Source organism: Klebsiella sp. 141161, from assembly GCF_050600815.1.
GTDB classification, from domain to species: domain Bacteria; phylum Pseudomonadota; class Gammaproteobacteria; order Enterobacterales; family Enterobacteriaceae; genus Klebsiella; species Klebsiella aerogenes.
The window spans coordinates 128,618-145,027 of record NZ_JAQIRN010000009.1; the positions used below are offsets into that span (position 1 = coordinate 128,618).

General features: G+C 57.5%; 20 protein-coding genes. 4 read left to right on the forward strand and 16 right to left on the reverse strand.

Annotated features, from left to right (window positions below; genetic code table 11):
* Positions 1-289: 289 nt before the first annotated feature.
* Positions 290-766, reverse strand: coding sequence for a GNAT family N-acetyltransferase (locus PGR79_RS20895; RefSeq protein WP_087858093.1), 477 nt, complete (start codon positions 764-766; stop codon positions 290-292).
* Positions 767-858: 92 nt separating this feature from the next.
* Between PGR79_RS20895 and PGR79_RS20900 the strand changes: the two genes are divergently transcribed.
* Positions 859-1,794 carry a LysR family transcriptional regulator gene (locus PGR79_RS20900; protein WP_087858092.1) on the forward strand — a complete coding sequence of 312 codons (936 nt, stop codon included), beginning with the start codon at positions 859-861 and terminating at the stop codon, positions 1,792-1,794.
* Between the two features lie 2 nt (positions 1,795-1,796).
* On the opposite strand, the gene PGR79_RS20905 is transcribed toward PGR79_RS20900, so the two are convergent.
* Positions 1,797-2,204 carry an MAPEG family protein gene (locus tag PGR79_RS20905; RefSeq protein ID WP_113374255.1) on the reverse strand — a complete coding sequence of 136 codons (408 nt, stop codon included), beginning with the start codon at positions 2,202-2,204 and terminating at the stop codon, positions 1,797-1,799.
* A 100-nt stretch (positions 2,205-2,304) separates the two neighbouring features.
* Between PGR79_RS20905 and PGR79_RS20910 the strand changes: the two genes are divergently transcribed.
* Positions 2,305-3,195, forward strand: a complete 891-nt coding sequence (locus PGR79_RS20910; RefSeq protein WP_113374254.1) for a helix-turn-helix domain-containing protein — start codon at positions 2,305-2,307, stop codon at positions 3,193-3,195.
* Between the two features lie 304 nt (positions 3,196-3,499).
* Here the strand turns inward: PGR79_RS20910 and sra are convergent, their stop codons facing one another.
* The 14 genes from sra to fliF form a co-directional block, all read right to left on the reverse strand.
* The gene (gene sra, locus PGR79_RS20915) at positions 3,500-3,634 is read right to left on the reverse strand and encodes a stationary-phase-induced ribosome-associated protein (protein ID WP_015367304.1); all 135 of its coding nucleotides are present in this window, start codon (positions 3,632-3,634) and stop codon (positions 3,500-3,502) included.
* A 261-nt stretch (positions 3,635-3,895) separates the two neighbouring features.
* Positions 3,896-4,678 carry a flagellar biosynthetic protein FliR gene (gene fliR, locus PGR79_RS20920; protein ID WP_430922445.1) on the reverse strand — a complete coding sequence of 261 codons (783 nt, stop codon included), beginning with the start codon at positions 4,676-4,678 and terminating at the stop codon, positions 3,896-3,898.
* A 2-nt stretch (positions 4,679-4,680) separates the two neighbouring features.
* Positions 4,681-4,950 (reverse strand): flagellar biosynthesis protein FliQ, encoded by a 270-nt coding sequence (gene fliQ / locus PGR79_RS20925; protein ID WP_015367302.1) that lies wholly within the window; start codon positions 4,948-4,950, stop codon positions 4,681-4,683.
* A gap of 17 nt (positions 4,951-4,967) precedes the next feature.
* Positions 4,968-5,729, reverse strand: coding sequence for a flagellar type III secretion system pore protein FliP (gene fliP, locus PGR79_RS20930; protein WP_113374253.1), 762 nt, complete (start codon positions 5,727-5,729; stop codon positions 4,968-4,970).
* A 2-nt stretch (positions 5,730-5,731) separates the two neighbouring features.
* Entirely contained in the window at positions 5,732-6,124 is a 393-nt protein-coding gene (fliO, locus tag PGR79_RS20935; protein WP_113374252.1) for a flagellar biosynthetic protein FliO, read from the reverse strand.
* Entirely contained in the window at positions 6,124-6,540 is a 417-nt protein-coding gene (gene fliN / locus PGR79_RS20940) for a flagellar motor switch protein FliN (protein WP_015367299.1), read from the reverse strand. Before fliN ends, fliO begins: the two co-directional genes overlap by 1 nt.
* Positions 6,533-7,540 (reverse strand): flagellar motor switch protein FliM, encoded by a 1,008-nt coding sequence (gene fliM / locus PGR79_RS20945; RefSeq protein WP_015367298.1) that lies wholly within the window; start codon positions 7,538-7,540, stop codon positions 6,533-6,535. Before fliM ends, fliN begins: the two co-directional genes overlap by 8 nt.
* 5 nt (positions 7,541-7,545) lie before the next feature.
* Positions 7,546-8,034, reverse strand: coding sequence for a flagellar basal body-associated protein FliL (fliL, locus tag PGR79_RS20950; RefSeq protein WP_087858085.1), 489 nt, complete (start codon positions 8,032-8,034; stop codon positions 7,546-7,548).
* A 161-nt stretch (positions 8,035-8,195) separates the two neighbouring features.
* The gene (locus PGR79_RS20955; protein ID WP_430922448.1) at positions 8,196-9,374 is read right to left on the reverse strand and encodes a flagellar hook-length control protein FliK; all 1,179 of its coding nucleotides are present in this window, start codon (positions 9,372-9,374) and stop codon (positions 8,196-8,198) included.
* Positions 9,371-9,817: a flagellar export protein FliJ gene (gene fliJ, locus PGR79_RS20960; protein ID WP_015367295.1), complete on the reverse strand. Its 447-nt coding sequence runs from the start codon at positions 9,815-9,817 to the stop codon at positions 9,371-9,373. The genes PGR79_RS20955 and fliJ overlap by 4 nt, the downstream gene beginning before the upstream one ends.
* 21 nt (positions 9,818-9,838) lie before the next feature.
* Positions 9,839-11,200: a flagellar protein export ATPase FliI gene (gene fliI, locus PGR79_RS20965; RefSeq protein ID WP_213317037.1), complete on the reverse strand. Its 1,362-nt coding sequence runs from the start codon at positions 11,198-11,200 to the stop codon at positions 9,839-9,841.
* Complete coding sequence (gene fliH / locus PGR79_RS20970) at positions 11,200-11,901, reverse strand: flagellar assembly protein FliH (RefSeq protein WP_047065439.1); 702 nt, start codon at positions 11,899-11,901, stop codon at positions 11,200-11,202. The genes fliI and fliH overlap by 1 nt, the downstream gene beginning before the upstream one ends.
* Positions 11,894-12,886: a flagellar motor switch protein FliG gene (fliG, locus tag PGR79_RS20975; RefSeq protein WP_087858080.1), complete on the reverse strand. Its 993-nt coding sequence runs from the start codon at positions 12,884-12,886 to the stop codon at positions 11,894-11,896. Before fliG ends, fliH begins: the two co-directional genes overlap by 8 nt.
* Complete coding sequence (gene fliF / locus PGR79_RS20980; RefSeq protein ID WP_113374247.1) at positions 12,883-14,559, reverse strand: flagellar basal-body MS-ring/collar protein FliF; 1,677 nt, start codon at positions 14,557-14,559, stop codon at positions 12,883-12,885. Before fliF ends, fliG begins: the two co-directional genes overlap by 4 nt.
* A 299-nt stretch (positions 14,560-14,858) precedes the next feature.
* On the opposite strand from fliF, the gene fliE reads away from it, so the two are divergent.
* On the forward strand, positions 14,859-15,173 hold the full coding sequence (gene fliE / locus PGR79_RS20985) for a flagellar hook-basal body complex protein FliE (RefSeq protein ID WP_113374246.1): 315 nt from the start codon (positions 14,859-14,861) through the stop codon (positions 15,171-15,173).
* Between the two features lie 264 nt (positions 15,174-15,437).
* Positions 15,438-15,551 (forward strand): YmiA family putative membrane protein, encoded by a 114-nt coding sequence (locus PGR79_RS20990; protein WP_072048039.1) that lies wholly within the window; start codon positions 15,438-15,440, stop codon positions 15,549-15,551.
* The last annotated feature ends 859 nt before the right edge of the window (positions 15,552-16,410 follow it).

Consider the following 16,410-nt stretch of genomic DNA (forward strand, 5'->3'; position numbering starts at 1 on the left):
TGTTCTTTTTAGCCGCAAGGTAGGGGGAGAATAGCGATTTATGCGAAGGTACGGTAACGCCTGTTGTACATGGTATTGTAAGTATCCCGGCAAAACGAACCATGCGCTGATAGAATTCTTCCGGGATACTAATTATGTCGGTAGTTGACCGTCATGGCTTTGGTTTGATATCTCCAGGCAGAGTAAAGTCCCCACTGCGATCTACGTGGCCCAACCATGCCGCCATCTGGTTCGACCACTCCAGCCACATCATCTTGCAAACGTAAGCTCCTGACGGGGAAATACGGCTTTACTCTGCAAATTTCAACAGCGCTTCGCCATCGAGGCGATAGCGGACCCATTCGCTTTGCGCCGCGGCGCCAATACTGAGGTAAAAATCAATGGCCGGCTGGTTCCAGTCCAGCACGCTCCACTCAAGGCGTCCGCAGCGTCGCGCAACCGCATACCGGGCAATGGTTTTTAGCAGCGCTCGACCCGCGCCCTGGCCGCGATAATCCGGTGAGATATACAAATCTTCCATATAAATACCGTTGCGTCCGAGCCAGGTTGAATAGCTGGTGAAGAACACGGCATAGCCCGCCGTTTTACCGTCAATTTCGCAGATCAGCGCTTCGGTCTTACTATCGTCGCCAAACAGGGTTTCGCGGATCTCTTCGGGGGTGGTAACCACTTCCTGTGGGGCTTTTTCATACACCGCCAGCTCATAAATCATGTTGTAGATGGCAGAAGCGTCATCCGCACGGGCCTGTCTAATCGTAATACTCATCATTTTTCCTGTCGTTTTCACACGTTAATGATATTGATGACGCTAAGCATAGGGGGTATTGTCAGAAGAATTAAGTGCAATGAAATCACCCAATGATGAATATTATGCATCCGGCGCTCAGACGCCTCGATCTCAATCTGTTGCTCGTTTTTGATGCCATCTATCGCCACAGTTCCGTTCGTCTCGCCGCCGATGAGCTGGCGATGAGTACCTCCGCGTTGAGTCACGCGCTGTCGCGGCTGCGCGTGGCGCTGAACGATCCGTTGTTTTTTCGCGAAGGGCATCGGATGTGCCCGAGCGTCTATGCCACTCAGCTCGCGCCCTCCATTGCTTCAGTATTGAAATTACTTAATCAGGAACTCACGCGACAGCCAGAGTTTAGTGCCGCCGACAGCACCGAGCGGATCCAGATAGCCATTACCGATTTCACCGCGTTATGCATTTTCCCTGCGCTGATGCAAAAGCTGCAGCATGAAGCGCCGGGCCTGCGTTTTGAGCTCCGTTATTTGCCACATAGCCCGGCACTGACGGAGCTGCTGGCGGGGGAGGTGGATCTGGCGCTGGGCTTCAGCACCGCTGAAGATATCCGGCATCATGAACTGGACGAAATTGACTGGTTTGAGGATGAGTATGTGGTTATTAGCAATACCCGTCGCACGGCGCTGACGCTGGCGGATTATCTCGCCGCGCGGCATCTGGTGGTCACGCCGTGGAACGAAAAGCAGGGAGTGTTGGATTTACGTTTGCAGGAATTAGGCTATACGCGGCAAATAGCGCTCAAAACTCCCTCAATGCTCAGCGCGCCGTTTATTGTGGCGCAAAGCGATCTGTTAATGGCGATTCCTCGTTATGCCGCAGAGAAGTTCCTTCATGCCGCCCCGATCGCGATTTTTCCTTTGCCGTTCACCATAAGTCCGTTCACCGTGAAGATCTATTCCCATAAACGCGGCGGGCAGCGAGGAGCAACCAAATGGCTGAAGACGGCGCTACAAAGCCTGGCATTGGCAGCGGATGCCGGGAGTTTTTAACCTCAAAAAACCGAACTTAAAATAACTATCGCAATAGTAACCGTCGCGACAAAACCGGTTTGAAAGGCGAGCGTTCGGATAACGGGGATCCCGGCGGTATACGCAATATAATGGACGATGCGCGCGAGCAAATAAATTGTAGCCGCAATTAACGTTATGGCGTTATTGACGTTAAGCAACGCGGCGACCACCACCAGTGGGGCAAAAATAACCAGGTTTTCTACCGCGTTGGCATGCGCCTTTTGCGCACGCTGCACCCAGGGCGCTGGACCGGTTGATATCGAATGAGCACTCCCCGCTGCGGACGCGGCGTTAGCACGCGTGGCTCTGGCAATAATATAGGGGATCCACATCATAACCGTTAGCAGGCAAATTAACGTAAGGATAATCAGTTCGGGGTTATTTTTCATGGCAATAGGCTCTGGTGATTAATAACGATAGAGGAAAGTCTATGGCTAAGGTTAAAATAGAACCATATGCAAAAATGACAATTTTAATACCATTAACGACATGAAGATAAATATTCTGACTCTGGATGGCGTGTTCGATACCGGCTTAGCGACGTTGCTGGATACGTTCGCTGCGGCTAATGATATGGCGCGACGCCAGAGCATGAATATTTCTCGCTTTGAGGTACAGATGATTGCCGTGGCCGGGCAGGTTAAATCAGCCCATGGGCTGAGTATTCCTGCCCATCAGGTATCGGGTTTGGATTCTCCTGACTGGATTGTGGTACCGGCGCTCAACGTTCACGCACGACAATCGCCACCGGATGGCTGGCACGATATTGCTGACGCTAAGCGGTTTTTGCAAAACATGGCGAAGAACGGCGTTAAAATTGCCGCGGCCTGTTTAAATACCTTCATCCTGGCTGATAGCCGTTTGCTCAATGAGCAGGCCGCCACAACGTCATGGCTCAATGCGGCGCCGCCAATCCTTCCCGGCGCTATGATGGGTCATGTGGAGCTGGCGCTGTGGCTGATTCGCCAGAGCAGCCCGCCGCTTGCGGATTTGCTTATAACAGCGATGGCGGGTGGTACCCGCCAACCTCAGGTTTCCCGCTCGCCGGCAGGTTATTCTCCGCATGTCGATGACCTGATAAACCGCTTTGAGCACTGGTCGCGGGCGCATCTGGCGCAGGGATTTTCCCTGCAGGCGGCTGCCGGCGCGCTTAACGTGCATCCGCGCACCTTACAGCGCAGAATGGAAGCCGCGCTGGGTAAATCACCGTTGGCTTTTTTTCAGCAATTGCGGGTCGAACGAATAAAGCAGCTGCTTGCCGAGGGGAAAGATATAGAGTCGATTACCGCTGACGTGGGTTATTCGGAGGTGTCAACGCTGCTTGCGTTGCTGCGCCGTCAGACTGGAAAAGGAATTCGGGCGTTGCGTCAGGCTGTGTGAGTGTATTCGTTTAAAGAAAATAATTATAGAGTAAAGAGGAGTTGTTTTTCCTTGACGATATTATTAACTCTTTTATTTTTCCGAACCAGGCAATATCTATATCTTCTATGGTCAAATTTAGAATGGAAACCGGCAGGAATATTTTTGTCGGGTGGCGGCTAACGCCTTACCCGACCTACGGAACGTACCACTGCGAACTGAAACTGCCGGTGTGGGTGGCCTCAAAATCCCCGGTGGCGCTAGCGCTTACCGGGGCTACAGCAATGTGCAATTATGTTGCGGATGGCTCAATTGCCAGTCAGAGTTATTTCTTTTTCTTCACCACTTTCCATTTTCCGCCAGCGGCGGTGTCGGCCAGCACGATTTTAAATCGGTTACTTTCCCAGTGGGGCAGGCCTAATATGCGCCGCGCTATACGGTTACCTTTCGCCTTAATCATGATGTCGCTCCTTATTTTATTAAAGATGCACTAAATCCACGCAGGAAAATATTCCGCGTTTCCCGAGGTTTTAATTTTCTAAAAAATAAAATTCACTAACAATTAAATTCAGGCTTTATTGTAGGGTGGCTATTTTTTAATTCAAGCCGCTATGAATATTCGGGCCTTAGTAGCAATAAAAACGTTTTTCCAGGCTTTTATCCCAGTAAACGGGTTTTATTGCCATTTTGTCCGGCGAAAAAGAGGGAAATAACGGCAGGGTTAAAACGTCATACCGCCGATAACGGCCGCCAGGCGATCGAACATTTCGCCAAACAGATGTTCGCAGAAGGGAGCCAGCATAGGCATCATCATGCCGAGGGTCATAATGCCAAAGGTCATGGTCACCGGAAACCCGATCACGAATACCGATAGCTGCGGCGTCATGCGGTTGAGCAGACCCAGGGCGATATTGAGCGTGAGCAACAGACAAATCAGCGGTAACGCCAGCATCATGCCGTTGATAAAGATTAACGAACCCAGTTGGGCGAGCGCCAGGAAACCGTTACCGTTTAGCGGCTGGCTCTGGATCGGCAGGGTATGAAAACTGTCGGCCAGCAGCGAGATCAGCCACAGGTGGCCGTCAAAGCTTAAAAACAGCAGCATTGCCAGCAGGTTCAGCAGCCGCGCCAGTACCGGCATATTGGGGCCGCCGCTGGGGTCGAAGAAGGTGGCGAACGATAGCCCCATCTGCATGCCGATGACTTCGCCGGCGAGGCGTACCGCGGCGAAAGCCAGCTGCATCGTCAGCCCCAGCGCCGCGCCGATCAGGATCTGCTGAATCGCCAGCCATAAACCGGCAGCAGAGATAATGGGGATCGCGTTGGCGGGCAGCGTTGGGGCGATCAGTATCGCAATCAGGCCGCCGAGGCCGATTTTCACCTTTTTGCTTATCTGCTTTTCACTCAGCACCGGCGCGGTGCTGATGATGGCCAGAATACGCAGCAGCGGCCAGAAATACTGGCTGAGCCATTCGCTAAGCTGGGCGCTGTCAAAGGGGATCACGGCTAGCCAATAATATTAGGCAGGTTGCTGAATAACGTGCGCATATAGTCCAGCAGCAGGTTCAGCATCCACGGCCCGGCGATAATAATCGTCGCCACTACCGCGAGAATTTTGGGGATGAACGACAGGGTCATTTCGTTAATCTGGGTGGCGGCCTGCAGCAGGCTGACCACCAGCCCGCTGATTAGCGCCGCCAGCAGCAGCGGGGCGGCCAGCGCCAGGGCGACCTTCATCGCTTCGGTGCCAATGGCCATCACGGATTCCGGCGTCATGATTGTTCTCCGGCGGTTCAGGAATAGAAGCTCTGCGCCAGCGAGCCCAGCAGCAGCTGCCAGCCATCCACCAGCACAAAAAGCATTAGCTTAAACGGCAGCGAGATCGTCGCCGGCGGCACCATCATCATCCCCAGCGCCATCAGCACGCTGGCGACCACTAAATCGATAATCAGGAACGGAATAAACACCGTAAAACCAATCTGGAAAGCGGTTTTCAGTTCGCTGGTGACGTAGGCGGGCAGCAGAATACGCATCGGTACCGCCTCCGGCCCGGCCAGCGGCGGCTGGTTGGCCAGACGAGCGTACAGCGCCAGATCGCTTTCGCGGGTCTGGCGCAGCATAAATTCGCGTAGCGGCTGCGCGCCTTTATCCAGCGCTGCGTCGAGACCAATTTTATCCTGACTAAAGGGCAGGTAGGCGTTCTCATAGACCTTGTCGAACACCGGCGACATGATAAAGAAGGTCAGGAACAGCGCCAGCCCGAGCATTACCTGGTTCGGCGGCGCGGAGGGGGTACCCAGCGCATTGCGCAGCAGGCCCAGTACGATGATGATGCGGGTAAAACTGGTCATCATCAGCAGCATCGCCGGTAGGAAGGTCAGCGAGGTCAGCAGCACCAGCGTCTGCACCGGCAGCGACCAGCTCTGGCCGCCGTTGGCCAGCGGCTGACTGATAAGCCCCGGCAGCTGTGCGAAGGCGGCAGGACTCAGCAGCAGTAACGCGGCGGCGAGCCACGGCGCCCGACGGCGAAGGCAAGCGAACAAAGTAGGGAACATGGCTATTTTTCCGGGCGGTTGAGGACGTTGCGCATCAGCTGGCGGAAGTCGTTCGCAGGCCTTGCCCCTGCGGTATCTTCATCGCGCGGCGGAGCCGGAAATTGATGAAGCGGGGTGATCTGCTGGGCGGTAACGCCCAGCACCAGCAGGGTATTATCGACTTCCACTACCACCACGCGTTCGCGCTGGCCAACCTGGCAGCTGGCGCGCAGGTTAAGCAGCCGGCTGTCGCGCGCCTGCGGCGCAAAGCCGAGGCGGCGGAACAGCCAACCGGCCAGCAGGATCAGGAGCAGAATCGCGCCGAGCGCGCTACTCACCTGCATGAGCGCCGAGCCGCCGGATATTGCCGGTTCGGTAACCGGTTGGCTGGCCTGCACGGTAACGGGGGCGGTCATTAGCGGCTCAACCGACGCATACGTTCGGACGGGGTAATGATATCGGTAATGCGCACGCCGAATTTATCGGCCACCACTACCACTTCGCCCTGGGCTATCAGATAGCCGTTGATCAGGATATCCAGCGGTTCGCCCGCCAGGCCATCCAGCGCGACAACCGATCCCTGCGACAGGCGCAGCAGCTCTTTGATAGTCATTTTGGTGCGCCCCAGTTCAACGGTCAGCTTCACCGGAATATCGAGGATCAGATCGATATCCTGCAGGCTGCCGAGCGCATCCTGGGCCTCCAGCGATTTGAACACCCCATCGGTGGTGGCGCTGGATTTTTCAGACGACTGCTGTTCATTAAGCGCATCAGCCCACAGATCGTCTACGGATTCCTTTCCTGCGCCAGACGGTTGCTTAGGATCACTCATTGGGCTGTTCCTCACTCAGAGCATTCAAAATAGGGTTAATCAAGTGTTCAACACGAAGGGCGTACTGCCCGTTTAAGGTGCCATATTGGCTGGTCAGCACCGGCACGCCGTCGACATGGGCGATAATGCGATCCGGTTTATCTATCGGTAAAACGTCGCCAGGCTGCAGCTTAAGTATTTTCGATAAGCGCATCGGGATATCGACGAAGTTGGCAATCAGCTCCAGCTCAGAGTGCTGCACCTGCTTGACCAACGTTTCGCGCCATTGGCTATCTTCCTGGCGGGAATTCTCCAGCGGCGGATTGGTCAGCAGTTCACGCAGCGGTTCAATCATGGCGAAAGGAATACAGATATTGAATTCGCCGCTTAGCGCGCCAATCTCCACCTGGAACGGCGTGGTCACCACGATATCGTTCGGCGAGGTGGTGATGTTGGTGAATTTGACCTGCATTTCCGCACGCACGTATTCGACGTCAATCTTATAGATTGCGCTCCACGCGTCGCCGTAGGCGTCCAGCGCCAGGCGCAGCATGCGTTTGATGACCCGCTGTTCGGTGGGCGTGAATTCGCGGCCTTCGACCTTGGTCGGAAAACGCCCGTCGCCGCCGAACAGGTTATCGACGGCGATAAATACCAGGCTCGGCGCGAAGACGAACAGCGCCGTGCCGCGCAGCGGGTTCAGGTGTACCAGATTAAGATTGGTCGGCACCGGCAGGTTGCGGGCAAACTCGTGGTACGGCTGAATTTTAATCGGCCCGACGGTGATGTCCGGACTGCGGCGCAGCAGGTTGAACAATCCCATGCGGAACTGCCGGGCAAAACGTTCGTTGATAATTTCCAGCGCCTGCAGGCGTTCACGCACCACGCGGCGCTGGGTATTCGGATCGTAAGGCTTAACCTCGCTCTCTTTACCGCCGACAACCGTCTCGGGCTCATCGCCCGTGTTGTCGCCGTTGAGCAAGGCGTCGATCTCTGCCTGTGAAAGAATGCTATCGCCCATGGTGATTACCGCAGTATGAAGGCGGTGAACAGCACATCGCTGACCACCTGCTTCGGTTGTCCCTTAACCAGCGGCGCGCTCAGCGTCTCTTTGATCTGCGCGACCAGCTGCTGCTTGCCTTGTTCATTGGCCAGATGACCGGCCTCCTGACGCGAGAGCAGCATCAGCAGGCGGCTGCGCACCTCCGGCAGAAAATCATTAAGCTGACGGCGGGTTGCCTCATCCGGCAGGCGCAGCGTCAGGCCGATATACAGTACGCGGTCCGGATCGTTGTCCGGGGTCACCAGATTGACGGTGAAGGTATCGAGCGGCATAAATACCGGCGGCACAGGCGGTTTTTCCTTTTCGATGGCGGTTTGCGCGCCGCTGTCGCGCTGTTGCAGCAGCCACCAGCTGTAGCCTGCGGCTGCGCAGGCGGCCACGGCGACGATCGTCAGCAGGATGATCAGTAAGGGGCGTTTGGGCGCGGTTGCCGGAAGGGAGTTTTGAGACATAGCCAAATCAAATTCCTGTTGTTCCGCCCGCCGCGTTGCTGACGGGCATCACGCGCGGCGGCGCCGCACGTATGACATATAAAGGTATTATCGCGGCTAATGCGCGAGGCAATAGCCGGAATAAACGGGCAAATGGGGGCCAGATTGGCCGTTTAGCGTCCTCAGGCGAAAATATCGACGCCGTTGAGCTGGTTGGCCATTCGCTGCAGGGCTGCCGGGGCGCTGATTGGCTCAATCGGTGCGGCATCGCTGCCGCCGCCATGGCGTTCAGCGTAGCTGGCGCGGCCTTCACCATTACCGTTTTGCTGCTGCCATTGCGGCGTTGCCTCGCCGCCAACACTGCTCTGACCGAGGTTGATTCCGCTTTCCGCCAGCGCGTGACGTAGCTGCGGCATCGCCGCCTCGACCGCCGCGCGTACCTGACCGTGTGCGGAAGCGATATGCAGCTGCGCCTGTTTATCGTCGAGCTGTAGGGTGATCTGCAGCGCGCCCAGCTCCTGCGGATGCAGGCGCAGTTCGGCGCTCTGCTGGCCATTGCGGTGGAACATCAGCACCTGCTGGCTCAGCGCCTGCTGCCATTCCGGGCTGCCGAGCTGGGCATTAAGCTGCGGCGTCGGCGGCGCGGTTACCAGCGCGTTGGTGGGCGTGGCGCTTTGGCTGGGGCTGGCGGCGGCGAAAGCGACGGCGGCAGGTTGCGATGGGGTATTCTCAGCCGAAGATTCGGCCATATCGTGCTGCGGCGTGGTCGCGGTCTGCGCGACAGGAGAAGGCAGATTTTGCCCGCTAAGGGGATCCGTGCCCGGCTGCGGCTTCGCCGCCGGTTCGCCTTCCGGCAGGTTCGCGACATGCTGAGTCGCCGCGTTGCCGATGTGGAGCGCGGTTTTATCGCCGCTGGTCGCAGCTGGTTGAGCCTGCGGTAGCGCGGTCTGCGGCGGCGGGGCGACGATTGCCGCCGGCAGCATGGCGTACAGCGCCTGCAGCGTCGCCGGATCTACGGTTTTCGCCTCGCTGAGCGGCGGCGTATCCGTGTCGGCATCCTCTTTTTTCACTGTCGCGTCGACGGCGTTTTCCGCCGATGCCGGTAGCGCATTGACCAGCAGCGCGCCGCGTTCGCCGAGCGCGGCCAGCAGCTGGTTAAGCTGGTTACGGCTTAGCGGCGGGGCGCTTTCATCGTCGGCGCTCAGCGCCGCGGGCGGCAGCGTGCCGCTTGGCGCGGGCGTGAAGCGCGCGCCAAGCAGTTGCGCGAAGGCCGACGACAGCTGAACGTCATCGAGCGCCAGATCCGGCAGGGCGCTGGCGTCGCCGTGCAGGCTAAGGGCGGGCAAAGCATTGAGATTCATGAAGCGGTATTCCTTTGTGTACTGCGTTGCGCGAACTCATCCATCAATTTTTGATTGCGTTTGTTTTCCAACTGCAGCTCGGCGTTTTGCGCGCGTGTGTGCAGGGTGTCGTAGGCGTTCAGCCGCTGCTGATGGTCCTGCCACTGCTTTACGGCGTGATCCACCTTTTGCCCCCACTGCAGCAGCTGCTGGCGCTGTTGTTCGATGGCCTGTTCGAGGGTGGCGATAAACTGCTGGTAGTTCTGCCAGCGGGAGCTTTCCATGCCGCCGGAAAGGGTGCTGTTGAGCTTCTGCCGGTACTCGTCCTGATAGTTAAGCAGCATCGTCAGCTGTTGCTCGGCGGCCTGTTGCGCCTGACGCGCCTGACCCAGGCGCTGCGCCGCCTGTTCAACGGCCTCCTGGGCCAGATTGCGCAGGGTAATCAAAGGGGACTGTGCTTTCATCGCGTTGCGTCTCCGATGGCGTTATACAATCAACTGCTGTAGCTGCTGGCAGGCTTCGTCATAACCGCAGCGCTCGAAAATTCCCTGCTGCAGGTAGGTCTCCATTTGCGGATACAGGGTAATGGCTTTATCCAGCAGCGGGTCGCTACCGGCGGCATAGGCGCCGACGCTTATCAAATCGCGGTTGCGCTGGAAGCTGGCCAGCATCTGTTTAAAGGTGCGTACCCGGCGATAATGTTCGTCATCGATAAGCGACGTCATCGCACGGCTGATCGAGGCTTCAATATCGATGGCCGGGTAGTGACCGGCCTCCGCCAGCCGTCGGGACAGCACCACGTGGCCATCGAGGATCGCGCGTGCCGAATCGGCGATCGGATCCTGCTGATCGTCCCCTTCGGTGAGTACGGTATAGAAGGCGGTGATCGAACCGCCGCCGCTGATACCGTTGCCCGCGCGTTCAACCAGCGCCGGCAGTTTGGCGAATACCGAGGGCGGATAGCCTTTGGTAGCCGGCGGTTCGCCGATCGCCAGCGCGATTTCGCGCTGCGCCATCGCATAGCGGGTGAGCGAATCCATGATCAGCAGCACGTGCTGGCCGCGATCGCGAAAATCTTCAGCGATGCGGGTGGCGTAAGCGGCGCCCTGCATGCGCAGCAGCGGCGATACATCTGCTGGGGCGGCGATTACCACCGAACGCGCGCGGCCTTCGGCGCCGAGAATATTCTCGATAAAGTCTTTGACTTCCCGGCCGCGTTCGCCGATCAGGCCGACGACGATAACGTCGGCCTGGGTGTAGCGCGCCATCATGCCCAGCAGTACGCTTTTACCGACGCCGGAGCCGGCGAACAGTCCCATACGTTGGCCGCGTCCAACGGTCAGCAGGCCGTTGATGGTGCGCACGCCGACGTCCAGCACCTGCTCGATAGGGGTACGCTGCAGCGGGTTAAACGGCGCGGTAATCAGCGGCGCGCGATAGCCGGTTTCCGGCGCGGGCAGGCCGTCAAGTGGCCTGGCGCCGCCGTCGAGCACGCGTCCCAGCAGCGCCGGGCCCAATGGCAGTTGTTTACCGGCGTGCTGGCCGTCCGCTGCGCTGCGGGCGTAAACCCGCGCTCCCGGCACAATCCCTTCGACCTCTTCCAGCGGCATCAGATACAGCCGCTGATCGTTAAAGCCGACCACTTCGCTCTCCACTTCCTGCACACCGTCGCCGCCGTCGCGTTCGATAAGGCAGGTCGCGCCGAGCGGCAGCTGCAGGCCGGTGGCTTCCAGCACCAGGCCGGTGGCGCGGGTCAGCCGACCGTAGCGTCGTACGGTCGGCGTTCGGGCGATACGCTGTTCCAGCGCTTCAAGCGAATTCAGCCAGCGGCCGAGACGGGCGGTCATCACAGCGCTCCCGGCGCGGCGAGGCGACACAATTCATGCCAGCGGGTGGCGAGACTGGCGTCGAGATCGCCCTCTTCGGCGCTGACCTTACAGCCGCCGGGGTGTAGATCGCCGTCCGCCAGCAGCCGCCAGCCGTGCAGGCTGAGGGTGGTGCCTAACTGCTGCTCAACGCGCTCATAATCTTGCGGGTGTACGCGCAGCTGCGGCTTGCCGTTGAACATAGGCTCTTGCTGGATCAACTGTTGAATTTGCGTCAGCAGGGCGGTGCCGTCGCAGACCGGAGGCTGGCCAAGCACCTGTTTCGCGGCGGTCAGCGCCAGCTGCATCAGGCGTGAGGCGATGACCGAATCGAGCGCGTCAAGGGTGTGCTGAAACTCGCTCACCAGCTGCTGCCAGTGGTCGGTCAGCGGCTGTTGCTGCTGCTGTGCTTCCAGCAGCCCCTGCTGGCGACCCTCCTCAAGCCCCTGCTGAAATCCGGCTTCATAGCCTTTTTGCTGACCATCGGCATAACCGGATTGCTGACCTTGCTGCTCGGCCTGTAGGCGCAGGGCGGCAAGCTGCTGCTGCAGTTCCGCCTGAGCGTCAGGCTGCAAGGCTTCGTTATCCAGCGTCGGTAGCGGCGGTTCGAAAGCCGGCGCCGCGTCGCCAAGGTCGTTGAGCGACCAGGGCTGCCAGGGCATGGAATTAATGCGATCAGACATAGGTGTCCTCGCCGCCGCCAATGATCATTTCGCCGCTCTCCGCCAGCCGTCTTACCACCAGCAGAATCGCTTTCTGTTCGTTTTCCACCTGCGACATGCGCACCGGCCCGCGGTTGGCGAGATCGTCGCGCAGAATATCGGCCGCGCGCTGGGACATGTTTTTGAGGAACTTCTCGCGCAGCGGCTGCTCGGCGCCCTTCAGGGCAATCAGCAGCGATTCGCTGTCCACGTCCTGCAGCAGGCGCTGGATACTGCGATCGTCGACCTCCACCAGGTTTTCGAACAGGAACATCTCGTCGATGATCTTCTGCGCCAGCTCGCCATCGTATTCGCGCATCGCGTCGATAACGGCTTCTTCCTGCTGGGTTTTCATCAGGTTGATAATCTCGGCGGCGGTACGCACTCCGCCCATTTTGCTGCGCTTGAGGTTCTGGCCGTCGAGCAGGTTGTTGAGCACTTCGGTCAACTCCGCCAGCGCCGCTGGTTGTACGCCACCGAAGGTGGCGATACGCAGCATCACGTCGTTGCGCAGGCGCTCATCGAACTGCGCCAGAATATCCGCCGCCTGGCCGCGCTTGAGGTGTACCAGGATGGTGGCGATGATCTGCGGGTGTTCATCGCGGATCAGATCGGCGGCGCTCTGCGGCTCCATAAAGTTGAGTGTTTCCATCCCGGAGGTGGTTTCACGGGATTCGAGGATATCCTCCAGCAGGCTGGCGGCGCGCTCTTCGCCCAGCGCTTTCACCAGCACCGATCGCAGGTAGTCGCTGGCGTTGACGCTCAGGGCGGCGAACTGTTCGGCATCGTCTTCAAATTCAGACAGGATCTCGCCGAGCTGTTTATGCGAGACCTGGCTCATGCCGGCCATGGTGCCGCTCAAAAGCTGGACTTCGCGGGAGGAGAGGTGCTTGAGCACCTCCGCCGCGCGGTCTTCGCCCAGCGTCATCAGTAAAATGGCGCTTTTATCGGTTCCGGTCAGGCTCATAGTTCGTTACTCATCCATTGGCGGATTACCAGAGCGACGACCCGCGGATCTTTATCCGCCAGTTCGCGGATGCGCTGGCTCTGGACTTCTGCGCTGACGCGCTGCTGCGATTTACGGCGCAGCGCCAGCTCCTCATTGCTTGGTTTATGGCTGTCGTTTGCTTTAGCGACCGGCGCGCTGGCGGCGGCGACCGCGGCTTGCTGTGCGGCCTGACGCTGCTGCAGTTGTGGCTTAATCAGCTTGCGCCACAATACCCAGCCGACCAGTAGCACCAGCAGATAACGTCCCAGTTCGAGCAGCAAATCGATAAACGCCTGGCTCTGCCAGAACGGCAACTCGCCGCCGGTCATCTGATTGTCGGTAAATGGCGTATTGACCACCTGCAGGCTATCGCCGCGGCTGCTGGAGTAGCCCATCGCTTCGCGCACCAGCGCTTCAATCTGCGCCAGTTGTTCTTTACTCATCGGCTGCGCTTTGCCGTCGGCGTTGAGGCTGTAGTTCACCACCACGGCGACCGACAGACGCTCCACCGTCCCGGCTTTTTGTTGGGTATGGCGGATGGTGCGATCGAGTTCGTAGTTGGTGGTGGCGTCGCGTCGGGTGCTTAACGGGCCGCTGTTGGCCGCGGCGCTACGGGTGTTGGTCGCGTTGTTGGCGTTATTGGCCGCCGGTTTAGCCGTTTCGATCGGCGCGGTGGCCGGCGCGCTCGGCTGGTTGGATAACGCCCCAGGCACGCCGCCCACCTGCGGTCCGCCGATTTGTTCGTTGCTGCTGGTTTGCTGCGAACGGATCGCCGCTTTATCGGGCTGCTGGTTCGGCTGGTACTGTTCGTCGGTCTGCTCGCGGGAGGCGAAATCGATCTGTGCGGTCACCTGAGCACGAACGTTGGCGCTGCCGACTACCGGCGCCAGGATCGTTTCAATGCGTCGCTGATAGCCGCTTTCCACTTCGCTGGCATATTTCAGCTGCGAGGCGTTGAGGTCGCGCCCGGTGCCGTCAGACTGCGTCAGCAGGCGTCCGGCCTGATCGACCACGGTGACGTTGCCAGCCGGCAGGCCGGCGACGCTACTCGATACCATATAGACGATAGCGTTGATTTGGCCATCATCCAGCGCACGACCCGGCTGCAGCGCCAGGGTGACAGAGGCGGAAGGGGATTTTTGCTCGCGGACGAATAGCGAGGGTTTCGGCAGCGCCAGGTGCACACGCGCATTCTGCACCGGCCCCAGCGACTCGATAGTGCGTGAGAGTTCGCCTTCGAGAGCGCGCTGATAGTTAATCTGTTCGCTGAACTGGCTGATGCCGAATTTTTCCTGATCCAGCAGTTCGAAGCCAACGGCGCCGCCCTTCGGCAGCCCTTGTTGCGCCAGACGCAGGCGGGTTTCATGCACTTTCTCCGCCGGGATCATCAGCGCCGCGCCGTTTTCGGCGAAGCGGTAGGGGATGTTCATCTGCGTCAGCTGGGTGACGATAGCGCCGCCGTCGCGATCGTTCAGATTGCTGTACAGCACGCGATAATCCGGGCTTTTCGCCCACAGCAGCAGCGCGACGATAATGGCGATAGCGGCGGAGGCGGCGACCAGCAGCGGTATTTTTGGATTGGCGCGCAGACGGCTCCAGATGGCCTGCAGGCCGTTGTCGCGGCTTTCGCCGGCGGATAACGAGGCACTCATGGTTGGCGGTATCCTTCGCTGGCGTTCAGGCGGCGACGCGCGCTGGCGTGCTGACGAACGGTATGGATAGCGTTATGTGACAAAACAGACTCCCTGATACACATCTTTTCTCAATAGCGGCGCTCCCATTTCTGGGCAGGCCATTATTCGTCTTATCAGATGATTCTGATTGCCCGATAAGCCGGGTTTTTTGCAGCTAATTAACCGCTTTAAGTAAAAATCGCTGTGTTAGGGTGTGCAGCATTGGAGAAGTACAGGGTGAAATAGCGCCTGGCGATCACGATAGTATTGAGGAAAAAATGGCGATTCAGGGTATTGAAGGCGTACTGCAACAGATGCAGGCGATGGCGATTCAGGCGGGAAATAACGGGCAGAATAGCGTAACGCAGGGAGTCAGTTTTGCCAGTGAACTCACCGCCGCGCTGGGTAAAATCAGCGATACTCAGCAGGCCGCGCGTCAACAGGCGCAGAACTTCGAGCTGGGCGTGCCGGGCATTAGCCTCAATGATGTGATGGTCGATTTACAAAAATCTTCAGTTTCATTGCAGATGGGTGTGCAGGTGCGCAATAAGCTGGTGGCGGCCTATCAGGACATTATGAATATGCCGGTTTAGTCATAAAATCACGGCGCAATTTCTTCCTGCAAACCGCTATGCTTAACGCTGGCGGTTTTGTCTATTTACGGCGACAACGGCAAAAAATTGCGCGCCTCTGCATTGATTTTAACCCATCAACCGGTGAATGAATGAGTCTGAAATATCACTACAATCGATAGGGGATACAGATCAATAGCCGCTCATCGATCGATACAAACGATCTGACTACTACCACTACAAACTGTATGGTCTTGCCAAAATAATTCTAATTTGGAATAGCAGATGTCCGAAAAAGTAGACCATCAATTGCGGCGTAAGGTATGGATAGGGATTTTTCTCGGTTTGTTGGTCTTTTGGGGAGCGATAGCAACGATGGTGGCCTACGCGTTGGCGTAGTCCGAACAGCTTAGACTGTTATTTAGTATCGGCTTGTCAGCCAGAAGACAGGCATTGTTGTGTTATCGGGGTAAGGCGAAAATTTAAATTTGGATGGCAATTCACTATCGTTTTTCGGCTCTGTAGCAAATAATCTGCGCAAATTTTGCTCCGCGGAGGCGTTATGCTGTGGCTTCAGACCGTTGTATTTTTTGTCGTTTTAGCTTTTGTTGCGATAGCGATGTTTCATGAAACCTGGCGACAGGATAGCGAGTAATCGCCGCTTTTTCTCTTCTTGATATGCCCTCTCCTTACCAACAACTAAACTTAGATCGTGTCTAACAATCGTCTGGAGGTTGTTGTGAATAGATTCCACGATGAATACGACGAGCGGGAGCTGTACCATATGGTCTGCCGTTGGGAGGATGAAGGCGGGGCGGTGGCGTAACGCATCTCCTTTGAACTGACAGCATTCTGGCGGATCAGGCGTGAAACCGTTGTAGGGTATGAACGCGCGCGCTTGACCCCTGGCAACTTCAGGGGCAATATTCCACGGGCTGTGGTAACCCCGGCAGTGGCATTACATCTGAGCATTTGGCTGAGCAACGCAATGGGTATCTTCAGTCGGAAATATTGGAAAAATATATAACCAGCATGGAGGAGCCGGGCGTGGGAAAGCAGCTAACAGAAGATGATCTTCGTGAATATGGCTTCACTGATAAAGAGATTGCCCGCCTGCGTGAAATCCTGACATGGTTGTTTGTATTGCCTTTGCCATAGTCGTTTCGTGGATTTTTAACTTCGAAAGTAATGATTTTACTTACCCGCTAATCATTATTTTTATCCTGATTGCTGTTTGGAAATTAACACCTTTCCAGAT

Bases quoted from the DNA above. Each gene is read 5' to 3' on its own strand.
- PGR79_RS20895 (WP_087858093.1), bottom strand. From the start codon at position 766: ATGAGTATTACGATTAGACAGGCCCGTGCGGATGACGCTTCTGCCATC.
- PGR79_RS20900 (WP_087858092.1), top strand. From the start codon at position 859: ATGATGAATATTATGCATCCGGCGCTCAGACGCCTCGATCTCAATCTG.
- PGR79_RS20905 (WP_113374255.1), bottom strand. From the start codon at position 2,204: ATGAAAAATAACCCCGAACTGATTATCCTTACGTTAATTTGCCTGCTA.
- PGR79_RS20910 (WP_113374254.1), top strand. From the start codon at position 2,305: ATGAAGATAAATATTCTGACTCTGGATGGCGTGTTCGATACCGGCTTA.
- sra (WP_015367304.1), bottom strand. From the start codon at position 3,634: ATGATTAAGGCGAAAGGTAACCGTATAGCGCGGCGCATATTAGGCCTG.
- fliQ (WP_015367302.1), bottom strand. From the start codon at position 4,950: ATGACGCCGGAATCCGTGATGGCCATTGGCACCGAAGCGATGAAGGTC.
- fliP (WP_113374253.1), bottom strand. From the start codon at position 5,729: ATGTTCCCTACTTTGTTCGCTTGCCTTCGCCGTCGGGCGCCGTGGCTC.
- fliO (WP_113374252.1), bottom strand. From the start codon at position 6,124: ATGACCGCCCCCGTTACCGTGCAGGCCAGCCAACCGGTTACCGAACCG.
- fliN (WP_015367299.1), bottom strand. From the start codon at position 6,540: ATGAGTGATCCTAAGCAACCGTCTGGCGCAGGAAAGGAATCCGTAGAC.
- fliM (WP_015367298.1), bottom strand. From the start codon at position 7,540: ATGGGCGATAGCATTCTTTCACAGGCAGAGATCGACGCCTTGCTCAAC.
- fliL (WP_087858085.1), bottom strand. From the start codon at position 8,034: ATGTCTCAAAACTCCCTTCCGGCAACCGCGCCCAAACGCCCCTTACTG.
- PGR79_RS20955 (WP_430922448.1), bottom strand. From the start codon at position 9,374: ATGAATCTCAATGCTTTGCCCGCCCTTAGCCTGCACGGCGACGCCAGC.
- fliJ (WP_015367295.1), bottom strand. From the start codon at position 9,817: ATGAAAGCACAGTCCCCTTTGATTACCCTGCGCAATCTGGCCCAGGAG.
- fliI (WP_213317037.1), bottom strand. From the start codon at position 11,200: ATGACCGCCCGTCTCGGCCGCTGGCTGAATTCGCTTGAAGCGCTGGAA.
- fliH (WP_047065439.1), bottom strand. From the start codon at position 11,901: ATGTCTGATCGCATTAATTCCATGCCCTGGCAGCCCTGGTCGCTCAAC.
- fliG (WP_087858080.1), bottom strand. From the start codon at position 12,886: ATGAGCCTGACCGGAACCGATAAAAGCGCCATTTTACTGATGACGCTG.
- fliF (WP_113374247.1), bottom strand. From the start codon at position 14,559: ATGAGTGCCTCGTTATCCGCCGGCGAAAGCCGCGACAACGGCCTGCAG.
- fliE (WP_113374246.1), top strand. From the start codon at position 14,859: ATGGCGATTCAGGGTATTGAAGGCGTACTGCAACAGATGCAGGCGATG.
- PGR79_RS20990 (WP_072048039.1), top strand. From the start codon at position 15,438: ATGTCCGAAAAAGTAGACCATCAATTGCGGCGTAAGGTATGGATAGGG.